This is a genomic window from Aquamicrobium terrae, from assembly GCF_052978165.1.
Map to the genome: position 1 here is coordinate 3,180,705 of NZ_JBRKLZ010000001.1, position 19,285 is coordinate 3,199,989.

At 65.0% G+C, this 19,285-nt stretch carries 22 protein-coding genes; 12 read left to right on the forward strand and 10 right to left on the reverse strand.

Annotated features, from left to right (window positions below):
* Window positions 1–22: 22 nt before the first annotated feature.
* A complete protein-coding gene (locus ACVCNR_RS15680; protein WP_447075427.1) occupies window positions 23–2,719 on the forward strand; it encodes a DUF2339 domain-containing protein in 2,697 nt (898 codons plus the stop codon).
* 12 nt (window positions 2,720–2,731) lie between these two features.
* On the opposite strand, the gene ACVCNR_RS15685 is transcribed toward ACVCNR_RS15680, so the two are convergent.
* The gene (locus ACVCNR_RS15685; protein WP_447075428.1) at window positions 2,732–3,421 is read right to left on the reverse strand and encodes a hypothetical protein; all 690 of its coding nucleotides are present in this window, start codon (window positions 3,419–3,421) and stop codon (window positions 2,732–2,734) included.
* 77 nt (window positions 3,422–3,498) lie between these two features.
* Window positions 3,499–3,990 carry a winged helix-turn-helix transcriptional regulator gene (locus ACVCNR_RS15690; protein ID WP_447075429.1) on the reverse strand — a complete coding sequence of 164 codons (492 nt, stop codon included), beginning with the start codon at window positions 3,988–3,990 and terminating at the stop codon, window positions 3,499–3,501.
* Between the two features lie 108 nt (window positions 3,991–4,098).
* On the opposite strand from ACVCNR_RS15690, the gene ACVCNR_RS15695 reads away from it, so the two are divergent.
* A complete protein-coding gene (locus tag ACVCNR_RS15695) occupies window positions 4,099–4,674 on the forward strand; it encodes a dihydrofolate reductase family protein (protein ID WP_447075430.1) in 576 nt (191 codons plus the stop codon).
* A 2-nt stretch (window positions 4,675–4,676) separates the two neighbouring features.
* A complete protein-coding gene (locus tag ACVCNR_RS15700; protein WP_354192766.1) occupies window positions 4,677–5,336 on the forward strand; it encodes a glutathione S-transferase family protein in 660 nt (219 codons plus the stop codon).
* Here the strand turns inward: ACVCNR_RS15700 and ACVCNR_RS15705 are convergent.
* The 6 genes from ACVCNR_RS15705 to ACVCNR_RS15730 all read right to left on the reverse strand — a co-directional run bounded on the left by ACVCNR_RS15705 (window position 5,313) and on the right by ACVCNR_RS15730 (window position 9,126).
* Window positions 5,313–5,951: an HD domain-containing protein gene (locus tag ACVCNR_RS15705; RefSeq protein ID WP_447075713.1), complete on the reverse strand. Its 639-nt coding sequence runs from the start codon at window positions 5,949–5,951 to the stop codon at window positions 5,313–5,315. The genes ACVCNR_RS15700 and ACVCNR_RS15705 overlap by 24 nt on opposite strands.
* Window positions 5,948–6,808, reverse strand: a complete 861-nt coding sequence (gene ygfZ, locus ACVCNR_RS15710; RefSeq protein WP_447075431.1) for a CAF17-like 4Fe-4S cluster assembly/insertion protein YgfZ — start codon at window positions 6,806–6,808, stop codon at window positions 5,948–5,950. The genes ACVCNR_RS15705 and ygfZ overlap by 4 nt, the downstream gene beginning before the upstream one ends.
* A gap of 202 nt (window positions 6,809–7,010) precedes the next feature.
* The gene (locus ACVCNR_RS15715) at window positions 7,011–7,823 is read right to left on the reverse strand and encodes a hypothetical protein (protein ID WP_447075432.1); all 813 of its coding nucleotides are present in this window, start codon (window positions 7,821–7,823) and stop codon (window positions 7,011–7,013) included.
* 88 nt (window positions 7,824–7,911) lie between these two features.
* On the reverse strand, window positions 7,912–8,169 hold the full coding sequence (locus ACVCNR_RS15720; protein WP_354192762.1) for a hypothetical protein: 258 nt from the start codon (window positions 8,167–8,169) through the stop codon (window positions 7,912–7,914).
* A gap of 139 nt (window positions 8,170–8,308) precedes the next feature.
* Window positions 8,309–8,680 carry a TIGR02301 family protein gene (locus ACVCNR_RS15725; protein ID WP_435521528.1) on the reverse strand — a complete coding sequence of 124 codons (372 nt, stop codon included), beginning with the start codon at window positions 8,678–8,680 and terminating at the stop codon, window positions 8,309–8,311.
* Complete coding sequence (locus tag ACVCNR_RS15730) at window positions 8,677–9,126, reverse strand: NUDIX hydrolase (RefSeq protein ID WP_354192761.1); 450 nt, start codon at window positions 9,124–9,126, stop codon at window positions 8,677–8,679. Before ACVCNR_RS15730 ends, ACVCNR_RS15725 begins: the two co-directional genes overlap by 4 nt.
* Before the next feature lie 105 nt (window positions 9,127–9,231).
* Between ACVCNR_RS15730 and ACVCNR_RS15735 the strand changes: the two genes are divergently transcribed.
* Complete coding sequence (locus tag ACVCNR_RS15735; protein WP_447075433.1) at window positions 9,232–9,993, forward strand: SOS response-associated peptidase; 762 nt, start codon at window positions 9,232–9,234, stop codon at window positions 9,991–9,993.
* 71 nt (window positions 9,994–10,064) lie between these two features.
* Here ACVCNR_RS15735 and ACVCNR_RS15740 read toward each other — a convergent pair whose 3' ends face one another.
* Entirely contained in the window at window positions 10,065–10,217 is a 153-nt protein-coding gene (locus ACVCNR_RS15740) for a hypothetical protein (RefSeq protein ID WP_354192758.1), read from the reverse strand.
* Window positions 10,218–10,597: 380 nt separating this feature from the next.
* On the opposite strand from ACVCNR_RS15740, the gene cysS reads away from it, so the two are divergent.
* The 6 genes from cysS to rarD all read left to right on the forward strand — a co-directional run bounded on the left by cysS (window position 10,598) and on the right by rarD (window position 16,600).
* Window positions 10,598–12,070 (forward strand): cysteine--tRNA ligase, encoded by a 1,473-nt coding sequence (gene cysS, locus ACVCNR_RS15745; protein ID WP_447075434.1) that lies wholly within the window; start codon window positions 10,598–10,600, stop codon window positions 12,068–12,070.
* Window positions 12,067–12,450: a VOC family protein gene (locus ACVCNR_RS15750; protein WP_354192756.1), complete on the forward strand. Its 384-nt coding sequence runs from the start codon at window positions 12,067–12,069 to the stop codon at window positions 12,448–12,450. Before cysS ends, ACVCNR_RS15750 begins: the two co-directional genes overlap by 4 nt.
* Window positions 12,451–12,456: 6 nt before the next feature.
* Complete coding sequence (locus ACVCNR_RS15755; protein WP_447075435.1) at window positions 12,457–12,951, forward strand: GFA family protein; 495 nt, start codon at window positions 12,457–12,459, stop codon at window positions 12,949–12,951.
* Window positions 12,948–13,907, forward strand: coding sequence for a prolyl aminopeptidase (gene pip / locus ACVCNR_RS15760; RefSeq protein ID WP_447075436.1), 960 nt, complete (start codon window positions 12,948–12,950; stop codon window positions 13,905–13,907). The genes ACVCNR_RS15755 and pip overlap by 4 nt, the downstream gene beginning before the upstream one ends.
* Window positions 13,908–13,956: 49 nt before the next feature.
* Window positions 13,957–15,582 carry a citramalate synthase gene (cimA, locus tag ACVCNR_RS15765; RefSeq protein ID WP_447075437.1) on the forward strand — a complete coding sequence of 542 codons (1,626 nt, stop codon included), beginning with the start codon at window positions 13,957–13,959 and terminating at the stop codon, window positions 15,580–15,582.
* 112 nt (window positions 15,583–15,694) lie between these two features.
* Window positions 15,695–16,600 carry an EamA family transporter RarD gene (gene rarD / locus ACVCNR_RS15770; protein WP_447075714.1) on the forward strand — a complete coding sequence of 302 codons (906 nt, stop codon included), beginning with the start codon at window positions 15,695–15,697 and terminating at the stop codon, window positions 16,598–16,600.
* Between the two features lie 77 nt (window positions 16,601–16,677).
* On the opposite strand, the gene ACVCNR_RS15775 is transcribed toward rarD, so the two are convergent.
* Complete coding sequence (locus ACVCNR_RS15775; protein ID WP_354192752.1) at window positions 16,678–17,289, reverse strand: LOG family protein; 612 nt, start codon at window positions 17,287–17,289, stop codon at window positions 16,678–16,680.
* 212 nt (window positions 17,290–17,501) lie between these two features.
* Here ACVCNR_RS15775 and ACVCNR_RS15780 point away from each other — a divergent pair, with 212 nt between their 5' ends.
* The gene (locus tag ACVCNR_RS15780) at window positions 17,502–18,848 is read left to right on the forward strand and encodes an Ig-like domain-containing protein (protein WP_447075438.1); all 1,347 of its coding nucleotides are present in this window, start codon (window positions 17,502–17,504) and stop codon (window positions 18,846–18,848) included.
* A 103-nt stretch (window positions 18,849–18,951) separates the two neighbouring features.
* A complete protein-coding gene (locus ACVCNR_RS15785) occupies window positions 18,952–19,278 on the forward strand; it encodes an ArsR/SmtB family transcription factor (RefSeq protein ID WP_354192749.1) in 327 nt (108 codons plus the stop codon).
* Window positions 19,279–19,285 lie beyond the last annotated feature (7 nt).

Genomic DNA, 19,285 nt, shown 5'->3' on the forward strand with positions numbered 1-19,285 from the left:
GCCGCCAATCCTGAGGGGCCTCATGTACGAGATCGCCATCATTGCCATCATCGTGCTCTTCGTCATCGTCACGAAGCAGCAGAAGCGGCTGAACCGCGTCGAGACGGAACTGGGCGCGCTCCGCAAGGTGACTGCGGGCGGCATCGTTCCCGTTGCAGGCGCCGAGGTGGCGGAGGCCGGAGAGCAGGCGCCCGCCTCCCTCGCGCAAGCGGAAAGCGAACCGGACGCGGCCGACGAGGTCGAGGACGCCCCGGGGCCGTGGGGCAAGGTGGCGGCCGCAAGCGTTACCCCAGAGGACGCGGTTTCGGGCGAGCCCGAGGCGAAACCGGCCCAGCCCGGGACGAAGCCCGGCAAGCGCGACATCGAGACCGCGCTCGGCACCCGCTGGGCGGTATGGGTGGGCGGTATCGCGCTGGCGCTCGGCGGGCTGTTCCTGGTGCGCTACACCATCGAGGCCGGCATATTCGGTCCCGGCGTGCGCCTGACCATGGCGGGGCTGTTCGGCCTGCTGCTCGCCGGCGCCGGGGAGTTCGTGCGGCGCACTGGCTGGCGCACGCCGGTGGCGGGCGCGGCTGGCGCCTACATTCCCGCCATCCTGACGGCGGCCGGCGCCTTCACCCTGTTCGGTGCGGTCTATGCCGCGCATGGCGTCTATAGCTTCATCGGCGCGGGAGCGGCCTTCTTCCTGCTGGGGCTGATCGCGATCGCCACCATCGTCGCAGCACTCGTCCATGGGCAGGCGCTCGCCGGCATCGGCCTTTTGGGCGCGCTGGCGACGCCGGCACTGGTCGCGAGCCAGGCGCCGAGCGCATGGGGCCTGTTCGGATATCTCGCCGTCATGCTGGCCGCTGCCGGCGTCATCGCCGGCATGCGCCGCTGGCACTTCCTGATGGGAGCGAGTTTCGTCGGCACCGGCCTGTGGACGCTGGTCTACATGGCCGGGGTGACCCTTCCGGATTTCGCGGTCCTGCTGGTGTTCAGCGCCGTCACGCTGGCGGTGCTCGTCTTCGTATGGCTGTCCGGCGCGGCGGAGAAACCAAGGGTGGATTTCGTCGCCATCGTTCCCGCCTTCTTCGTCGGCGCCACAGCGCTGGCGCTGTTCGTCATCCCCGACATTGCCATCAGTGGCGGCCCGGCGCGGGCGGCGATCATCGTCGCCATGATGGTGGCCGCTGCCGTCTGGCGCCCGGCCGCGCAAGCCGTGCTGCATGCCGCCGGCATCGTGACGGCGCTGGCCTATCTCCAGATGATGCCGATCCTCGATCTGCATGCGGAATTGTCGTCGGGCACCATGATCCTGGACGGCATGGCGTTTGCCGTCAGCCGTTCCAGCATCGTCCCTGTCGGCCTTGTGCTGGCGCTGCTGTTTATCGGCGCAGGTCTGTGGTCTGCCCGCCGCCATCTGAATGCCTCCCCATGGCTGGCTGCCATGTGGACGTTCTGGGCGGCGGCGGTGCCCCTCGTCATCCTGCTGACGTCTTGGGTGACCTTCGGCAATATCGACCGCGATCCCGTTCATGCCGTGGTGGCGGTTCTGCTTTGCGCCGGCTTCATGGTTGCCGCGGAAGGGCTGGCGCGCGCCGAACAGCCGCCGCAGAAGGGAGGCGCGGCCGTTTCCTGCGCACTGGCCGGCGCGGCCACGGCGTGGCTGCTCTTCCTGCACATGGCCTTCGGCTCCGGCATGACCACTGTCCTGCTCGGCGCTTCCGCCGTCGTGCCGGCGCTCGCCACGCGCCGTCGCGCCTGGCCGGCGCTCGGCTGGCTCTCGGCGGCGGCGGTGGTGGCGGTGCTTGCCCGTGTCGCCTTCGACCCCACCATCGTCGGGGCCGAATTCCTGTCGCGCACGCCGGTGTTCAACTGGCTGTTGCCCGGCTACGGCATTCCGGCGCTCGCCTTCGGCTTCGCCGCCTGGCAACTCGCCCGCACCACCAACGGGCGCCCGCGCCTCATCATGGAGGCCGGTGCGGCGCTGTTCGCGCTGCTGGCGGTGGCGATGCTGGTGCGCCATGCCATGCATGGCGGGGTTATCGATTCCGGTGCGCCGACGCTTGCCGAACAGGCGATCTATACGTTGCTTGCACTCGGCGCGGGCGGTATCCTTGTCGCCCTCGACATGCGTTCTCCGAGCCCGGTGCTGCGCATCGGCTCGCTGGCGGCGGGCGTGGTTTCCGCACTCTTCATCTGCGGCCAGCACTTTCTTGCTTTGAACCCGCTGGTCACCGACGAATCGACCGGCCGGATCCCGGTTTTCAACCTCCTGTTCCTCGCCTATCTGTTGCCGGCCGTCGCCGCCTTCGCGCTGGCCTGGTACGCGCGCGGCAAGCGGCCGAAATGGTATTCCTCGATGCTGGCGCTGATGGGCGCGCTCCTGGCCTTCGCCTATGCCACGCTGTCGGTGCGCCGGCTGTTCAAGGGTGAATACATCGCCTGGTGGAGCGGCATGGAGCAGGTGGAGACCTACAGCTATTCGGCGTTGTGGCTGGCCATGGGTGTGGCCCTGCTGGTCGCCGGTGTGCGCTTCGGCTCGCAGGTGCTGCGCGTGGCCTCCGCCGCGCTGATCGCCATCGCCGTGCTCAAGGTTTTCTTGTTCGACATGTCGGAGCTGGAAGGGGTGCTGCGCGCGCTGTCCTTCATCGGGCTCGGCGCGGTGCTGATCGGCATCGGCCTGTTCTACCAGCGCCTGCTGACCAGTGCGGCCGTCGCAGGCAGGGCGGAGTGAGGGGCAGGACTGTCAGCGGATTTCGATGTCGGTCAGCAGCCACTCGCCCGACGCCGCAAGATATTTGAGGTCGACGACATAGCGCGAGCGGATCTGTGCTCCGAAGCCGTTCTGCGCGTCCACCCACGCGACGACGCGGAAAGCGCATCTGGGTTTCTGCGTCACCGAGACCTGATTGTCGGTGTACCAGGGAAACTTCGCGGTTGAAGGCGCCTTCAGATTGCGGGTCACGAACTCCTGCGACATGACGAAGGCCATCGTCGTGTCACCGCATTTCCTGGCCAGTTCGGCGGCTTCCTTCTCCGCCTTTCTGGCAGCCTCGGCGGCCTGCTGTTCCGCTTTCTTCCTGGCATCGAGCACTGCCTGCGCGGCTTCGCGCTCCGCTTTCAGCTTTGCCGCCGCCGCTTTTTCCGCTTCGGCTCTGGCCGCCGCTGCCGCGCGTTCTGCCTGTGCGGTGGCCTTGCGTTCGGCCCGTGCCTGTTCCAGCTCTTCCCGGGAAGCGAGGCCATAGTCGAGATAGACGAACTGGTTGCACCAGATGACGGCGGCGAGGGACAGGACGAACAGGCCGGCGGCCAGCTTCAGATGCAGGAGAGCGCTTTTGCGCCACCGCTTCCTGAAAAGGCGCATAATTGAAACGACAAACCACAATCCCGAAAGCAACCACACGATTGCTCCGAGCATGATGCCCGTTTCGAACATCGATACCCCCACTCCGTTCCCCATCGGCATCTTTGCGCAGATTTGGAGGAACGCCAATAGGACAGGGGCTGGAAGGCTCAGGCGGGTTTTTCCATCGCTTCCAGATAGGCCGCCTGCAGTTCCGCAAACACCGAGCGCGCCGGTCGCGGCGCGTCGAGGTGGAGGCTGCGCAATTCGGCCATGAAGTCCCCCCACAGGTCGGGCCCACCTTTTTCCAGCAGTTCCGCCCGCACGGAAAGCTGCCGCGACACCGGCGTGTGCCGGCGGCCCCATGCGCCCATGGCGGCGAACACCGGCACGAGCTGGATGGCCGGTTCGGTGAGGCTGTAGATGCTTTTCTGGCTGTGGCTGGGGTCGGCGCGTTTCCACAGCAGCCCGTTGGCCACCAGCCGCTTCAGGCGGTCGGCCAGGATGTTGGAAGCGATGCCTTCCTCCGAATTGTTCAGCAACTCGCGGAAATGGCGCCGGTTGCCGAACATGATGTCGCGAATGACGATCAGGCTCCAGCGGTCGCCCAGCATTTCCAATGTCAGATTGATCGGACAGCCCGATCGGTGGGCGCTTTGCATCCTGTCCGGATTTCCCTTTTGCCAAAACTGATTGCAAAATAGGATTGGTCTTGCTATTGAGCAACCGGTTGCGAAGTGCAATCACAATTAAATGATGGGAGAAGGACGATGTCGAAAGTGGTCCTGTCCATGTTCATGACGCTGGACGGTTACTTCGCCGGGGAAGACGGGACGTTCATCCCGCCGCAATGGTCCGACGACATGGAGGCCTGGGCGCTGGAAGCGATGGAGCAATCCGGCCATTTCCTCTACGGCCGCGTCAATTTCGAATTCAATAAGGCCTTCTGGGAAACGGCCGATACCGACCCGGAAAGCCCGGCCGCTGGAATCGCCTATGCGGGCCAGATGAACGCCAAGCCGAAGACCGTGTTTTCCCGCACGCTGTCGGGCGATCCCGGCTGGAACGCCACCCTGGTGAAGGACGATCTGCCCGGCGCCGTCGCGCGCCTGAAGGCGTCGAACGAGAAGGACCTGTTCCTGTTCGGCGGCGGCAGGTTGGCGCGCAGTTTCGTCGAACTGGACCTGATCGACGAATATCGCCTTTTGGTGCGGCCTGCGCTGCAGGGCAAGGGCATGCGCCTGTTCGAAAATGGCTCGCGCTCCATCGATCTCGATCTTGTCGAGACGCGGGCATTTGATACCGGGGCGGTTCTGTTACGCTATCGTCGTCAAGGAGAGGCCTGACCATGGCACTGGAGCTTTATGCGCATCCGTTTTCGTCCTTTTGCCAGAAGGCGTTGATCGCCCTCTATGAGAACGACACGCCCTTCGACTACGTCATGCTGTCGCCTGAAAATCCGTCGGCGATGGAAAAGCTGCAATCGCTGTGGCCGATGGCGAAGTTTCCGATGCTTATGGATGAGGGGAGGCCCGTTCATGAAGCCACCATCATCATCGAGCATCTGCAGGCTTTCCATCCGGGGGAGGTGCGCCTGATCCCGGACGATCCGAAGCTCGCGGTCGAGGTGCGTTTCATGGACCGCTTCTTCGACAACTATGTTTCCACGCCGCAGCAGAAGCTTGTCTTCGACGTGCTGCGCAAGCCCGAAGATCGCGATCCGAAGGGCGTGGAAGATGCGAAGCGGATGCTGGAAAAAGCCTATGGCTGGCTGGATGCCCATCTGGCGGGCCGCGAATGGGCGGCCGGCGACAGTTTCAGTCTTGCCGATTGTGCGGCAGGCCCGGCGCTTTTCTATGCCGACTGGTCGCACCCAATACCGGAAAAATTCGCCAATGCGCGCGCCTATCGCAGCCGCCTGAACGGCCGCCCGTCCTTCGCCCGCGCCATCGACGAGGCGCGGCCTTACCGTGCATTTTTTCCGCTAGGCGCGCCGGACCGCGATTGAGCCGTTGGCGCGCAGCTTTTCCAGCGCGGCGAAGCGCTTGAGGAAGGCGTCCTGCGCTACCGTCACCGAGCGTGGCGTCACGTCGAACCTGTCGGGACTGATGCCGCGCGGCCGGCCGAAGAACTGGGCGGCTTCGGCCGTCGAAAAGCCGGCCAGCAGCGTCGCTTCGAAATAGGCGGCGACCTGGTCGGCCCGCTTGATGTCCTTGACGAGGCCGGCCGGAAGCTCGGCCGGCAGCGAGAAGCGCAGATGGATCGCCCGCTGCAGGCGCTTCTCGCATTCCTTGTAGCCGCCGCCGACCACCGACTTGAACGGCGAGATCATGTCGCCGATCACATATTCCGGCGCGTCGTGCAGAAGCGCCGCCATCCGCGCTTCGGGTGAGGGTGCCTTGGCTTGTGCGCAGAAGATGGCTTCCACCAGAAGCGAATGCTGGGCGACGGAAAAGGCATGCGGGCCGACGGTCTGGCCGTTCCACCGCGCCACGCGGGCAAGGCCATGGGCGATGTCGGAGATCTCGATATCGAGGGGCGAGGGGTCGAGCAGGTCGAGCCGGCGGCCGGACAGCATGCGCTGCCAGGCGCGCGGCGGTGCGCCGGGGCGGTCGGCCATCAGGCGCCCTCCGAAGACGTCGCGTCCTCCGGGAAGGTGAATTTCGCCCAGCCGGGGATGGCCAGCGTGACTGGGACATCGCCCGCGAGGATGGACTTGCCCGCATCGATCGCGCTCTTCACCCGGTCGATGCGGGCGATGGCGAGGCCATGGCTGCCGCTGACCGAGCCCAGCGTGCCGACCGGGCGTCCTTCGACGGTGAGCTCCGTGCCGGGCGCGGGCAGGGGGCTGTCGGCGGTGGCGATCAGCACGCGCCGCCGCGCCGTGCCGCGATGCTGCATGCGCGACACCACTTCCTGGCCGACATAGCAGCCCTTGGCAAAGCCGACGCCGCCAACCTGGTCGAGAAGCACGTCATGCGGGAACGCATCGCCGAGCTGGTAGTCGAGGCCGCTTTCGGCGACGCCATGGGCGATGCGGAAGGCCTGCCACGCCTCGATGTCGCCGCCTTCGCCTGCCGCGCCATAATCACGCGTGACGTTGCCCGCCGCGAAACGCATATCGCGCAGCGCCGTTGAATCATTATCTGAACCGGCTGAATCAGCCTGCCAGGCGACGGTCACAACCACCTGTTCCGGCTTGGTAATCTCGGCTTTGGCGCGCAGCTTGTAGAGCAGGAGGCGGCGGTGGAAATCTGCCGCCACATCTGCCCGGCATTCGAGCCGGAACGTTTCCGGCCCGGCCCGCGAGATCAGGAAATCGAACAGTATCTTGCCCTGCGGCGCAAGCAGCGCGCCGGGTTTCACCTCGCCATCCTCGAGTGTATCGAGGTCGACGGTCAGGATGTTCTGCAGGAAGTGCTCGGCCTCGGGGCCGGACACGAGAATGATGGCGCGGTCTTCGAGATGGGCGAAAGGCATGGGCGGGAGCGAGCCTGAATCTGCAAATGATGCGTCCTGGAACGGATGGCTTTTCCGTGAACCGCCATCTGGCTCCAGGTTCTGCTTTTGACACATGAACCTGCCCGAAAGGTCTGCGACTTTTCGGGACCATGCTCTAGATAGTCCGCCCGCTGCGCCCTCGCAAGCGGGACAGGTCATCCCTGCTGCCAATCCCGGCGGTTCAGTCTCCCGCCACGAAGAACGCCCAGCGCCCCTCCGGCGTGATGCCGAGGCGGTAGAAGATGTAGGCGCCGAACTGCTGCATGTCCTCATAGTCGCCGGCGGTCACGATCTTGAACAGTTCCACCCGCTGGCGCGCGTCGAGCTTGTCGAGCGGCACGGCGAAGAAATAGGGCCAGACATAGAGTTCCTGCGGGGTCCCGGCATCGAGGTGGACGAAGCCGGCGCTCAGCACCTCTTCCATGATGGCGAGGATTTCCTGTCCTTCGGTGTCGCCCGAAAGCCCCTTGAGGAACTCGATCGGATCGCCGTCGATCTCTGTCAGGGAAAGCTGGGTGCCGCTGTCGCTGGCACCGACGAGAGGCTTAAGCCGGTTGATGTCGCCGCTCTTGGAGGCTTCGAGGATCAGCCCGTGCATGCGCCGCACGGGTTCCGGCAGCTTGTCGAGATCGTAGATGATCTCGGGCAGCGGGGCATCGGGCGAGACGTGCGGGCGCGCCGTCGAATCGCCGTCAGGGGTGGTGTCGGGATCGACCTGCGCCGGCGGCTGCTCGTCCTCCGGCGATTCGGTCTCGCCGGAAGGCGGCTGCGAGGTGTGGATCGGGTCCGGCAGCGGCACGGCGCCGGGGGATACGTCGTCGGTGGAAGCGGCCGGGGGCGTGGAGGGCGAGGGCAGTTCCTCGCGCTTGATTTCGCTGAGCGCCGCCGCAGGCGCGGTCATGCCCGTCAGGGCCGTCGCTGTCGCAATTGAAAGGGCAAGCACGCACACGCCGAGCCGAAGCGAGCCGGCTCCACCGGAATTTCGAAAGTTCAATGTCCGCATCTCCATCGCGCCGGGATCATGCCCCACGGGGATGGCGGCGTCAAAGCCAAGGTTGGGACCGGGCCGGCCGGACGCTGTTCTAGTGGCGCAGTCGGTGCGGTTCGAATGCGCCGCCGACCACCTTTTCGCGCATGCGGTCGAGCAGGGCCAGCGCCGCCGTCTCGCCATTGGTGCGCAGCATCTCGCAGAACGCGGTTTCCAGCGCGGCTTCAGCGATGATCTCGGGCTCGATCCCGGCCGAAAGGCCTTCGGCCCAGGCTTCGTTGTGGCTTTCGACGGCAGTCAGGCGCTTTTCTTCCCTGACCATGGCGTCGATGTCGCTGATACTGTGTTCCATACGCAACACTCACCCGTATTCAAACATCGATCCATAAAATGCGGATCAAAGTCGACGTGTCCCTTTAATGTCCCATTAAGACTCTACCACGCCTGCGCGGGCTTTGTGCGCGCGCTTTGCCGGAAAAGTTAACAGGCTCTTAATTGCCGTAACGCGAAGCGATATCCCGGGTCAACGCCTCACCTTCCTTCATATACCGATTGATGGCCGCGACAGCCGAGGGGGTACAGCTTTTGTAGGTCTCCCCGAAGGAGCGGTATCCCCTGTTGAAGGAGGCGATGAAACGGGCCCGCCGGTCGGGATCGGGATTCTCCGATTCGAGCAGCTTTTCCATCTGGCCGCGCCACTCGGCGCCGTTCTCGCCGCACAGGTTGCGCAGGAAGTGCAGCGACCCCAGGATTTCGGCAAGCCGCATCAGCCCGGCCTCGAAAGGCGCCTCGGCCGAACGGGCGGGGCCAGAGGCGAGCGCGGTGGACAGGACAAGCGCGACGGCAAGCAGGATGCGTCTCACGGTGCCTTCTCCCCGGACAATTTGTCGCGTGCAAGGTCCCCGGCGCCCAGCAGTTCCTCGGCCACCTCCAGCACCGAATCGGCCAGTTCCATGCCGCGCATCTCGGCAAGCGAATAGAAGGCTGCATTCGCCGCGTCGTCGCCGGCCACCGCCTCGCCCCCGGTATATTCGGCCGCGAACACGGTCAGCCTGTAATCGACGGGATAGTGAGTGCGCGCGCCTTCGATGAGAAGGGTGCGTACCGGCCGGTAGGCGCGCCCGCCAAGCGTGGTTTCCTCGGCCAGTTCGCGCCGCGCGGCTTCCTCCAGCGTCTCTCCGGGCTCCACCTTGCCGCCGGGGAAGGCATAGAGCCCTTGCGAGGGCGCACGGCCGCGCTCGACCAAAAGCACCCTGTCGCCGCGCACCAGCGCGACCGAAACGGCGGGGATTTCCGGCAATGTCGTCATGCTTTCCTGACCGGTTGTGGATGGAGCGGTCAGGGTAGCTTTAGCGGTTGCATGCGCCCTGTTCCATGCCCACCTTTGTCCGGCAGCAGAAAAAGGATCGTATCCATGTGCGGGCGTTTCGCGCTCACGGCCACGGCGGATCAGACCGCCGCCTTTCTCGGCGTCGGCGAATTGCAGGACTTTCCGGCGCGCTACAACATCGCGCCCACCCAGCCGATCCTGATGGCGCTGGCCGCGCCGCCGCGCCCGCCCGGCTCCAACCTGCCGGACCGCGAGGCGCTGCTGGTGCGCTGGGGACTGATCCCCGCCTGGGTGAAGGAGACGCGCGGTTTTCCGCTGTTGTTCAACGCCCGCTCCGAGGAAGCGGCCGGCAAGGCCTCCTTCCGCACCGCCATGCGCCATCGGCGCGCGCTGGTGCCGGCCTCCGGCTTCTATGAATGGCAGCAGAGCGGCGCGGCCAAGGGGCAGGCGTATTGGATCCGGCCGCGCCATGGCGGGCTGGTCGCCTTCGCAGCCCTGATGGAAACCTACGCCGAATCCGGCGGATCGGAGATGGACACCGGTGCGCTGCTCACCACTGCGGCCAATCCGGCGATTGCCAATATTCACCACCGCATGCCGGTGGTGATCGAGGAGAAGGATTTTGGCCGTTGGCTCGATTGCCGTCACCAGGAACCGCGCGACGTGGCGGACCTGTTGAAACCGGCCCAGCCGGATTTCTTCGAGGCGATCCCGGTCTCCAGCCTCGTCAACAAGGTGGCGAATACGGGGCCGGAAGTACAGGAAAGGTTCGAGGCGCCGCCGGAGCCGAAACAAAAGGCGCCTTCCACGAAGGCGCCCGAAGACACGCAGATGTCCCTGTTCTGAGCGAGGCCGCGCGACAATTGCCCACCGCCCGGTTCCGGTGGCGGCAAGATGTCGGGCCGCCCCTTGCCAGCTTATGCCGGGCGAGGCGAGATGAATTTCTGGACCGGCTTCTTCTTCTTGGTCATGTGCATGAGTGCAGCAGCCACTGCCGCCGGCCCGATGGCGCGATACTGGTTGGCCAATACTGGCTTTTCAGGTCGCTTTTCCTGTTTCTTTCTGGTCATTGTTCTTCCCCAGAGTCCAGATCAACTTATTACCCCAGTAAGTGGTATTCGATTCCGTCGAAATCGTGACGCGAAGGTGGAGTATTTTTGATATCCTTCACGCTCTACATACATGTTTAATAAAATCTTTCTTTTTGTGAGGCCGTGGCCGCCAAGGCGATCTTTTCCGCCGCGATAGCGGCTTGACGGCAACAGCGGCGAAGGCGATAAAGCCGGCCATGAAGATGTCCTTCGCCATTTGTGGCATTTCGATTATCGGCTAGCCTCGCGCTGGCCCGGACGTTTTCGCCCATCTTCCTTCCAGATCGGACAAACGACCCGGCCAGCAGGCTGAAGGGCAACTGTATCTGTTTGAACCGGCAATGCCGGGAAGGGGATGAATGACCAGGGAAACCAAGGGCCTGCGCCTCACCAACACGCTCACCCGCGCGAAGGAGGATTTCTCCCCCATCGATGCGTCGAACGTGCGCATGTATGTGTGCGGGCCGACCGTCTACGACTTCGCCCATATCGGCAATGCGCGCCCGGTCATCGTCTTCGACGTGCTCTACCGGCTGCTGCGCCATCTCTATGGCGCGGACCACGTCACCTATGTGCGCAACATCACCGACGTCGACGACAAGATCAACGCGCGCGCCCTGCGCGATTTCGGCGATGATATCGCCGCCGACAAGCTCACGCTCAACGACGCTATCCGCCGGGTGACGGAAAAGACCGCAGACCAGTTCCACAAGGATGTGAAGGCGCTGGGCTGCCTGCCGCCGACCTTCGAGCCGCGCGCGACGGAGTTCGTGCTCGCGCGGCCGGATGGCAAGACGGATATGGTTTCGTTGATTCAATCTCTCATCGAACGCGGCCATGCCTATGAAGCGGCAGGGGAAGTCCTGTTCGACACCGCCTCGATGCCGGACTATGGGCAGCTCTCCAAGCGCCCGCTGGACGAGCAGCAGGCCGGCGCCCGTGTCGCCGTCGACACGCACAAGAAGAACCCGCAGGATTTCGTGCTGTGGAAGCTATCCTCGCCGGAGGAGCCAGGCTGGGACAGCCCTTGGGGCCAAGAGGCGTGGACAACCGCAGGCTGGACGGGGAAGCCAAAGGGCCGGCCGGGCTGGCACATCGAGTGCTCGGCCATGTCGGCGGCCTATCTGGGTGAGGTCTTCGATATCCATGGCGGCGGGCTCGACCTCATCTTCCCGCATCACGAGAACGAGATCGCCCAGTCGCGTTGCGCCCATGGCACCTCGGTGATGGCCAATTACTGGCTGCACAACGGCTTCCTGCAGGTGGAAGGCCAGAAGATGTCGAAAAGCCTCGGCAACTTCTTCACCATCCACGAGCTGCTGGAGACGGAGAATTTCGGCGGTCGCGAATGGTCGGGCGAGGTGCTGCGGCTGGCCATGCTGATGACGCATTACCGCGAGCCCATCGATTTCGCCGTGCGCAAGCTGGAGGAAGCGGAGAACACGCTGCGCAAGTGGAAGCGTGCCGCCGACCTCGCCGAAGGCTCCGCCGCTGTGCCGGACGAGGTGATCGCGGAACTGTGCGACGATCTTTCGACCTATTCCGCCTTTCAGGTGCTGACGCAGCTCGCCGGCGAGGCGCTGGAGGGCGACAAGGCGGCTGCCGCCTCGCTGCGTGGTGCGCTCGAATTCCTCGGCTTCGACGTCAGCGCCGAAGTGGACAAGGCGGCAGTGGATGAAGCGATTGCCGCTCGCCTTGCCTTCATCCGGGATAAAAACTGGGGCGAGGCCGACCGCATTCGCGACGAATTGCTGGCCAGGGGCGTGCAATTGAAGGACGGCAAGGACCCCGCCAGTGGCGAACGCATCACGACATGGGAGGTGAAGCGATGATCGACCATACCGGAATAGAAGTGACCGATTTCGAGGCGTCACGAAAGTTCTACGATGCGGCGCTGGCGCCGCTGGGCGCCACGCTGGTGATGATGGTGCCGGAGGAACACACCGGCGGGGTGAAGGTCGGCGGTTATGGCTATGACCGCCCGCAGTTCTGGCTGCACGAGGTGAAGGAGGCTGGCCCCGGCCGCCACTATGCCTTCACCGCCGACAAGCGTGCCGAGGTCGATGCCTTCTACGAGGCGGCGATGGCCGCGGGCGGCAAGGACAATGGCGCACCGGGCCTGCGGCCCCACTACCACCCGAACTACTACGGTGCCTTCGTTCTCGATCCGGACGGCAACAATATCGAAGCCGTCTGTCATCAGCCGGAGTGAAGCGCCATGAGCCTCGACAACAGGCCGGTCTATTCCGGCGGCTGCCAGTGCGGTGCGGTGCGGTTCCGTGTCGAGGGCGCTCTGGGGCATGCCTCGGTGTGCCATTGCCGCATGTGCCAGAAGGCGTTCGGCGCCTTCTATGCGCCGCTTGTGTCGGTGCGCGATGCAAAGCTCGAATGGACGCGTGGTGAGCGCCAGACCTTCCAGTCCTCCAACCTGGTCCAGCGCGGTTTCTGCGCCGAATGCGGCACGCCGCTCACCTATGAGGCTCCGGACGGCGTCGCCCTTGCCATCGGCGCCTTCGACAGCCCGGCCGAAATCGCTCCCGTCTTCCAGTGGGGCATCGAGGGCAAGCTGCCCTATGTCGACGCCATCCACACCCTTCCGGGCAAGGACACCATGGGGGACGAGGAAGCGGTGGCCTTTCTGTCGCAACTCGTTTCCTACCAGCACCCCGACCACGATACCGACACCTGGCCACCGGAGGGCCGCACACAATGAATGCCGAACAGCGCGGCCTGTACCCGGAGATCGAACCGTTCGAGAGCGGCATGCTCGATGTCGGCGACGGCCACACGATCTATTGGGAGCGGGTCGGCACGAAGGGCGCCAAGCCGGCCGTGTTCCTGCATGGCGGGCCGGGCGGCACCATCTCGCCCAGGCACCGGCGCCTGTTCGATCCGGCGCTTTACGACGTCATCCTGTTCGACCAGCGCGGCTGCGGCAAATCCACGCCGAACGCGTCTCTGGAGGCCAACAACACATGGCATCTGGTCGCCGACATCGAGCGCCTGCGCGAAATGTGCGGCTTCGAAAAGTGGCTGGTGTTCGGCGGTTCGTGGGGCTCGACGCTGGCGCTTGCCTATGCCGAGACGCATCCCGAGCGGGTCAGCGAACTGGTGGTGCGCGGCATCTACACGCTCACCCGTGCCGAGTTGGAATGGTACTACCAGTTCGGCGTCTCGCAGATGTTCCCCGACAAGTGGGAGCGCTTCGTGGCTCCCATCCCGCCAGAGGAGCGCGGCGACATGATCGCCGCCTACCGCAAGCGGCTGGTGGGCGATGACCGCAAGGCCCGGATCGAGGCCGCCAGGGCGTGGAGCATCTGGGAAGGCGAGACGATCACGCTGCTTCCCGAGCCCGAAACCAGCGATCCGTTCGGCGCGGACGACTATGCGATCGCCTTCGCCCGCATCGAGAACCATTACTTCGTCCATGCCGGCTGGCTGGAGGAAGGCCAGTTGCTGCGCGATGCCGGCCGGCTGAAGGACATTCCCGGCACCATCGTCCATGGCCGCTACGACATGCCGTGCCCGGCGCACTATGCCTGGGCGCTGCACAAGGCATGGCCGAAGGCCGAGTTCCACCTGATCGAGGGGGCGGGGCACGCCTATTCCGAACCCGGTATCCTCGACCGGCTGATCCGCGCCACCGACCAGTATGCAGGCAAGGCCTGACACCGGAATTTCTTACCAACTTCCGGTTCTTCAGGGCCGGAAGCAGGCAATGGACAAGGCAATGAAAGAGCGCATCTATCTCTACGACACGACGCTGCGGGATGGCCAGCAGACGCCCGGCATCGATTTCTCGGTCGAGGACAAGATCGCCATTGCCCGCATGCTGGACGAGTTCGGCGTCGATTATGTGGAAGGCGGCTATCCGGGCGCCAACCCCACCGACACGGCGTTCTTTTCCGAGAAGCGCACCCAGCGCTCGCGCTTCGCCGCCTTCGGCATGACCAAGCGCGTTGGCGTCTCGGCCTCGAACGATCCCGGCCTGGCGCTGCTTCTTCAGTCGCGCTCGGATGTCGTGTGCTATGTCGCCAAAAGCTCGCAATATCAGGTGCGTGTGGCGCTGGGCTGCACCGACGAAGAAAACCTCGATGCCATCCGCGCGTCCGTCGAGGCGGCCATCGCCGCCGGCAAGGAGGCGATGGTCGATTGCGAGCATTTCTTCGACGGTTTCAAGGCCAATGCGGACTACACGCTGGCCTGCGCCCGCACCGCCTATGAGGCCGGCGCGCGCTGGGTGGTGCTGTGCGACACCAATGGCGGCACCCAGCCGGCCGAGATTCGCGAGATCGTGCGCAAGGCGATCGCGGCCGGCATTCCCGGCAGCCATCTCGGCATCCACGCCCATGACGACACAGGGCAGGCCGTGGCCAACTCGCTGGCGGCGGTGGAGGCGGGCGCCCGCCAGATCCAGGGCACGCTGAACGGCATCGGCGAGCGCTGCGGCAACGCCAACCTCGTCACCCTGATCCCGACGCTTGCCCTGAAGAAGACCTATGCGGATCGCTTCGAGACGGGCATCGCGCCGGAGCGGCTGGCCACCATCGCGCACCTGTCGCGCGGCTTCGACGAGTTGCTGAACCGCGCGCCCAATGCGCAGGCGCCCTATGTCGGCGCGTCCGCTTTCGCCACCAAGGCCGGCATCCATGCCTCGGCGCTGGCCAAGGAGCCCAGCACCTACGAGCATGTCGAGCCCGAAAGCGTCGGCAACCGCCGCAAGGTCATGGTTTCGGACCAGGGCGGCAAGGCCAACTTCCTTGTCGAACTGAAGCGGCGCGGCATCGAGGTCTCGCGCGACGATCCGCGACTGGACACGCTCGTTGCCATGGTCAAGGAGCGCGAGGCCGAAGGCTATGCCTATGAAGGGGCGGACGCCAGCTTCGAGCTTCTGGCCCGCCGCACGCTGGGCACCGTGCCGGATTTCTTCAGCGTCGAAAGCTTCCGCTGCATGGTCGAGCGCCGCTTTGACGCCAATGGCCAGATCAAGACCGTCTCGGAAGCCATCGTCAAGGTGGTGGTGGAAGGCGAGACGCGCATGTCGGTGGCCGAGGGCCATGGACCGGTCAACGCGCTCGACATCGCGCTGCGCAAGGATCTCGGCCGCTACCAGAGCGAGATCGAGGATCTGGAGCTGGTCGATTACAAGGTGCGTATCCTGAACGGCGGCACCGAGGCCATCACCCGCGTGCTGATCGAATCGCAGGACGCCAGCGGCGCCCGCTGGTGGACGGTCGGCGTCTCCGACAACGTCATCGACGCATCGTTCCAGGCGCTGATGGATTCCATCGTCTTCAAGCTGATGAAGAACCGCGAGCTGGCGGGACAGGTCGCTGCCGAATAGGTGACGCCCGGCCCTCACCGGCACCCGTTGCGGTTGATCCATCAACGAAAGACGATTGAACCATGAGAAGTTTGAAATGGTTCTCCGCGTCGGGCCGGTCCATATGGGCGAGATGACGACAGGTGTGATCGACAAGCCGGGAGAAACCGAGGCTGCGGTTCGGCGGGGTTTCGCGTTGGGATTCGGCGCCTATCTGCTGTGGGGCATACTGCCGCTCTACATGAAGCTGGTCGCCCACCTGCCGCTGATGGAAGTGATCGCCAATCGTATCCTGTGGTCGGTGCCGCTTGCCGCCATAGTGCTGGTCTGGCTGGGGCGCACGGCGGATTTCAAGGCGGCGCTGCGTTCGCCGCGCATGCTGGCGATGGCCGGGCTGACGGCCTGCATCATCACCATGAACTGGAGCCTGTATGTGTGGGCGATCGCCGTCGACCGCACCATCGAGACGGCGCTCGGCTATTACATCAACCCGCTGGTCAACGTCATGATCGGCGCCCTGCTGCTGGGTGAGCGGCTGAACCGTGTCCAGACCGCGGCGGTAGCCCTGGCGGCCATAGCCGTCGCCATTCTGACCTATGAGAACGGCACGCTGCCTTGGGTGTCGCTGGCTCTGGCCATCACCTTCGCCGCCTACGGCTTCTTCCGCAAGACCCTGCCCATCGGCCCGAGCCAGGGCTTCCTGCTGGAAGTCATGATCCTGGCTGTCCCGGCGGGTGCCTACATCGTCTGGCTGATCGCCAACGGCACGGACCATCTGGTGTCCGGCACCGGGTTCGACACGGCGGTGCTGCTCGGCTGCGGGCCGGTCACGGCGGTGCCGCTGCTTATGTTCGCCTTCGGCGCCAAGGCGTTGCGGCTCTCCACGCTCGGCCTGATGCAATACATCGCGCCGACCATGGTGTTCCTGATTGCCGTGTTCGTGTTCAACGAGCCTTTCGGGACGGCTCAACTCGTGGCCTTCGGGCTCATCTGGACCGCGCTGGCGATCTACACCTGGTCGACCCTGCGCGGAAAATAAGGCATGTCGCCCGAAAGTGGGAACCGGTTTCGGGATAGCGACACGCTTAAAGCAACAGCTTGAAGCGTTTTAGAGCCCTACATCTTCTCGATGATGGAGGGAACGCCCTCCGTTGGCGTGCCCGTCGCCGAGGCGGCGGACAGGATGGCGGGCACGATCGACCCCACCTCGTCCACCACCAGCGGCTGCACCTGGTGGGCCGTATGGATGAAACCCTCGCCCCGCATGTGGTCCAGCAGGGTCAGCATCGGATTCCAGAAACCGCCGATATTGGCGAACACCATCGGCTTGCGGTGATGGCCGAGCTGCGCCCAGGTCATCATCTCGACGATTTCCTCCACCGTGCCGATGCCGCCGGGCAGGGCGACGAAGGCGTCGGATTCCTCGAACATGCGCTGCTTGCGCTCATGCATGTTGTCGGTGATGACGACCTCGTCCAGCCGGTCCAGCCCGCTTTCGGTCGCTTCCTTGTTCATCAGGAAGCGCGGGATGATGCCGAGCACCTTGCCGCCGGCGCGCATGGCGCCTTCGGAAACGGCTCCCATGATGCCTTTCGTGCCGCCGCCATAGACGAGCCGCAGGCCCGAATGGGCAAGCGCGCGGCCGAGCGTGCGCCCGGCCTCGACATAGGTCTTGTCGTGGCCCGGGGAAGAACCGCAATAGACGCAGACGGATCGAATCGTGTTCATATCGGATTGGTGCTAGCGGTTGCGGCGGTGGTCAAGCCTGCTCCGGTGTTTTTCTTGTCCGTTGCCATAAAACAGGATAGATCGCGCGGGAACATGGTGCTCGGAAACGGAATCCGCTGTCCGGAAAAGATCATGTTCCAACAATGAGATAATGCGTGATGACATTTTCGCGGAAATTCGTCACGCTGGGGCAGTGAGGGGCAGGCAGGGCAATGAAGAGCAACGGGTTGAAGGCATTTCTGTTTGCCGCTGCGGCTGTCGTCGTCGCGGGTTTCGTCGGCTATCTTTCAGGTGCCCTCGATCCCTATCTTGGCCGGGCGCCCGCCGAGGTCACCCAGCCGCAGGCCGCAATTGCTCCGGCAGGTGGCGAGACGTCGGCGCCCGCTGCCGGTTCACAGGCGGAACCGGCCGCCGGCAACGAACCCGCCCAGGCCGATACGGGCGCGCAGACGTCTTCCGGCGCAGGCACCGACGAGGCATCCGCCACGCAGCCCGCGCCCGAGGGCGTGACGGTTCCGACCTTCGACCTGCTGCGCGTTGAGGGCGACGGCTCCACGGTCGTGGCCGGCAAGGCCGCTCCCGGCTCGACGATCGAGCTTGTCGACGGGTCGACAGTGCTCGGCAAGGCTGTCGCCGGGGCGGATGGCGCCTTCGCCATCGTGCTCGACGACCCGCTGGACGCCGGCGACCATCAGATCGTGCTGCGCGCCACCGAGCCGGACAGCAATGTGGCCATGTCCACGCAGACCGCTGTCGTGTCGGTTCCCGAGAAGCCGGACGGGCAGGTGCTGGCCATGGTCGAGGAGCCGGGCAAGGCCGCGCAATTGCTGACCGTGCCGAAGCCCCTTACGCCGCCGGCCGCAGAGGGCGCTGCGAACACGGCCGCGCCGCAATCGGGCGAATCTGCCGCCGAAACCCCGACAGCGGATGAGAAGGCGCCGGCTGCGGATATTGCCGGCGGCCCGGCTGTCGTGGTCGAGGCTGTCGAGATCGATGGCGGCAAGGTGTTCGTCGCCGGCCGGGCCGATGCCGGCCGCAAGGTGCGCGCCTATGCCAATGAAATCCTGCTTGGCGAAGCCCTGACTTCGCCGGACGGCCATTTCCTCGTCGAGGCCAGTCGCGATCTCCCGGTCGGCGAATACACCATCCGCGTCGATGGCCTCGATGTGGCGGATGGCGACAAGGTCGTGGCGCGCGCGACGGTGCCCTTCCAGCGCGAGCCGGGCGAAACGGTCGCGGCGGTCGCGCCTTCCGGTTCGCCCGCCGCGGGCGGTACGGAGGCGGAGCCGGGTCAGCCGGCCACCACCGTGGCGCCCAAGCTCGAACATGCGGACGGCTCCGTCATCATCCGCCGTGGCGATACGCTGTGGCACATCTCCCGCCGTGTCTATGGCCAGGGCGTGCGCTATTCGACCATCTACCTGGCCAATCAGGAGCAGATCAGCGATCCGGACCGCATCTGGCCGGGACAGGTGTTCAAGGTGCCTGAAAAGTCGGAGCAGGGCGAAGAGGCCGATTTCGGTGCGATGGGCGACCGCATCACCGTGCCGCCGCAATAGCCCGACATCTAGGCCAGGCCTTCCACGAAAGCGGTGTCATGGCATCGCTTTCTTTCCTTGGGCGGTTGCGTGAACCGTTGTCATCGTTTATCGTCGATATACGATGAAATCTTCCCCGCACTGCAAGGACAACCGCGAAAGGCTGGCCGACGCCGAGCTTGCCGCGCGTCTGGCCGCGCTTTCGCATCCGGCTCGCATCGAGATCCTGCGCCATCTTGCCGGGGCGAACTCCTGCTGCTGCGGCGATGTGGTGGGACGCCTCGACCTGGCGCAATCGACGGTTTCCCAGCATCTCAAGATACTGGTCTCGGCCGGGCTCGTGCGTTTCGAGGCCGATGGCCAGCGCTCCCGATACGCCATAGACCGTCCCGCGCTCAAGGCAGTGGCGGCGGAACTGGCCTGTTTCGCCTCCTCCTGTACCGATTGCTGAACCGAGA

What these genes read in the sequence shown, in the direction of transcription:
- ACVCNR_RS15680 (WP_447075427.1), top strand. Translation starts at nt 23, where the DNA reads ATGTACGAGATCGCCATCATTGCCATCATCGTGCTCTTCGTCATCGTC.
- ACVCNR_RS15685 (WP_447075428.1), bottom strand. Translation starts at nt 3,421, where the DNA reads ATGTTCGAAACGGGCATCATGCTCGGAGCAATCGTGTGGTTGCTTTCG.
- ACVCNR_RS15690 (WP_447075429.1), bottom strand. Translation starts at nt 3,990, where the DNA reads ATGCAAAGCGCCCACCGATCGGGCTGTCCGATCAATCTGACATTGGAA.
- ACVCNR_RS15695 (WP_447075430.1), top strand. Translation starts at nt 4,099, where the DNA reads ATGTCGAAAGTGGTCCTGTCCATGTTCATGACGCTGGACGGTTACTTC.
- ACVCNR_RS15700 (WP_354192766.1), top strand. Translation starts at nt 4,677, where the DNA reads ATGGCACTGGAGCTTTATGCGCATCCGTTTTCGTCCTTTTGCCAGAAG.
- ygfZ (WP_447075431.1), bottom strand. Translation starts at nt 6,808, where the DNA reads ATGCCTTTCGCCCATCTCGAAGACCGCGCCATCATTCTCGTGTCCGGC.
- ACVCNR_RS15720 (WP_354192762.1), bottom strand. Translation starts at nt 8,169, where the DNA reads ATGGAACACAGTATCAGCGACATCGACGCCATGGTCAGGGAAGAAAAG.
- ACVCNR_RS15730 (WP_354192761.1), bottom strand. Translation starts at nt 9,126, where the DNA reads ATGACGACATTGCCGGAAATCCCCGCCGTTTCGGTCGCGCTGGTGCGC.
- ACVCNR_RS15735 (WP_447075433.1), top strand. Translation starts at nt 9,232, where the DNA reads ATGTGCGGGCGTTTCGCGCTCACGGCCACGGCGGATCAGACCGCCGCC.
- ACVCNR_RS15740 (WP_354192758.1), bottom strand. Translation starts at nt 10,217, where the DNA reads ATGACCAGAAAGAAACAGGAAAAGCGACCTGAAAAGCCAGTATTGGCC.
- cysS (WP_447075434.1), top strand. Translation starts at nt 10,598, where the DNA reads ATGACCAGGGAAACCAAGGGCCTGCGCCTCACCAACACGCTCACCCGC.
- ACVCNR_RS15750 (WP_354192756.1), top strand. Translation starts at nt 12,067, where the DNA reads ATGATCGACCATACCGGAATAGAAGTGACCGATTTCGAGGCGTCACGA.
- ACVCNR_RS15755 (WP_447075435.1), top strand. Translation starts at nt 12,457, where the DNA reads ATGAGCCTCGACAACAGGCCGGTCTATTCCGGCGGCTGCCAGTGCGGT.
- pip (WP_447075436.1), top strand. Translation starts at nt 12,948, where the DNA reads ATGAATGCCGAACAGCGCGGCCTGTACCCGGAGATCGAACCGTTCGAG.
- cimA (WP_447075437.1), top strand. Translation starts at nt 13,957, where the DNA reads ATGGACAAGGCAATGAAAGAGCGCATCTATCTCTACGACACGACGCTG.
- rarD (WP_447075714.1), top strand. Translation starts at nt 15,695, where the DNA reads ATGACGACAGGTGTGATCGACAAGCCGGGAGAAACCGAGGCTGCGGTT.
- ACVCNR_RS15775 (WP_354192752.1), bottom strand. Translation starts at nt 17,289, where the DNA reads ATGAACACGATTCGATCCGTCTGCGTCTATTGCGGTTCTTCCCCGGGC.
- ACVCNR_RS15780 (WP_447075438.1), top strand. Translation starts at nt 17,502, where the DNA reads ATGAAGAGCAACGGGTTGAAGGCATTTCTGTTTGCCGCTGCGGCTGTC.
- ACVCNR_RS15785 (WP_354192749.1), top strand. Translation starts at nt 18,952, where the DNA reads ATGAAATCTTCCCCGCACTGCAAGGACAACCGCGAAAGGCTGGCCGAC.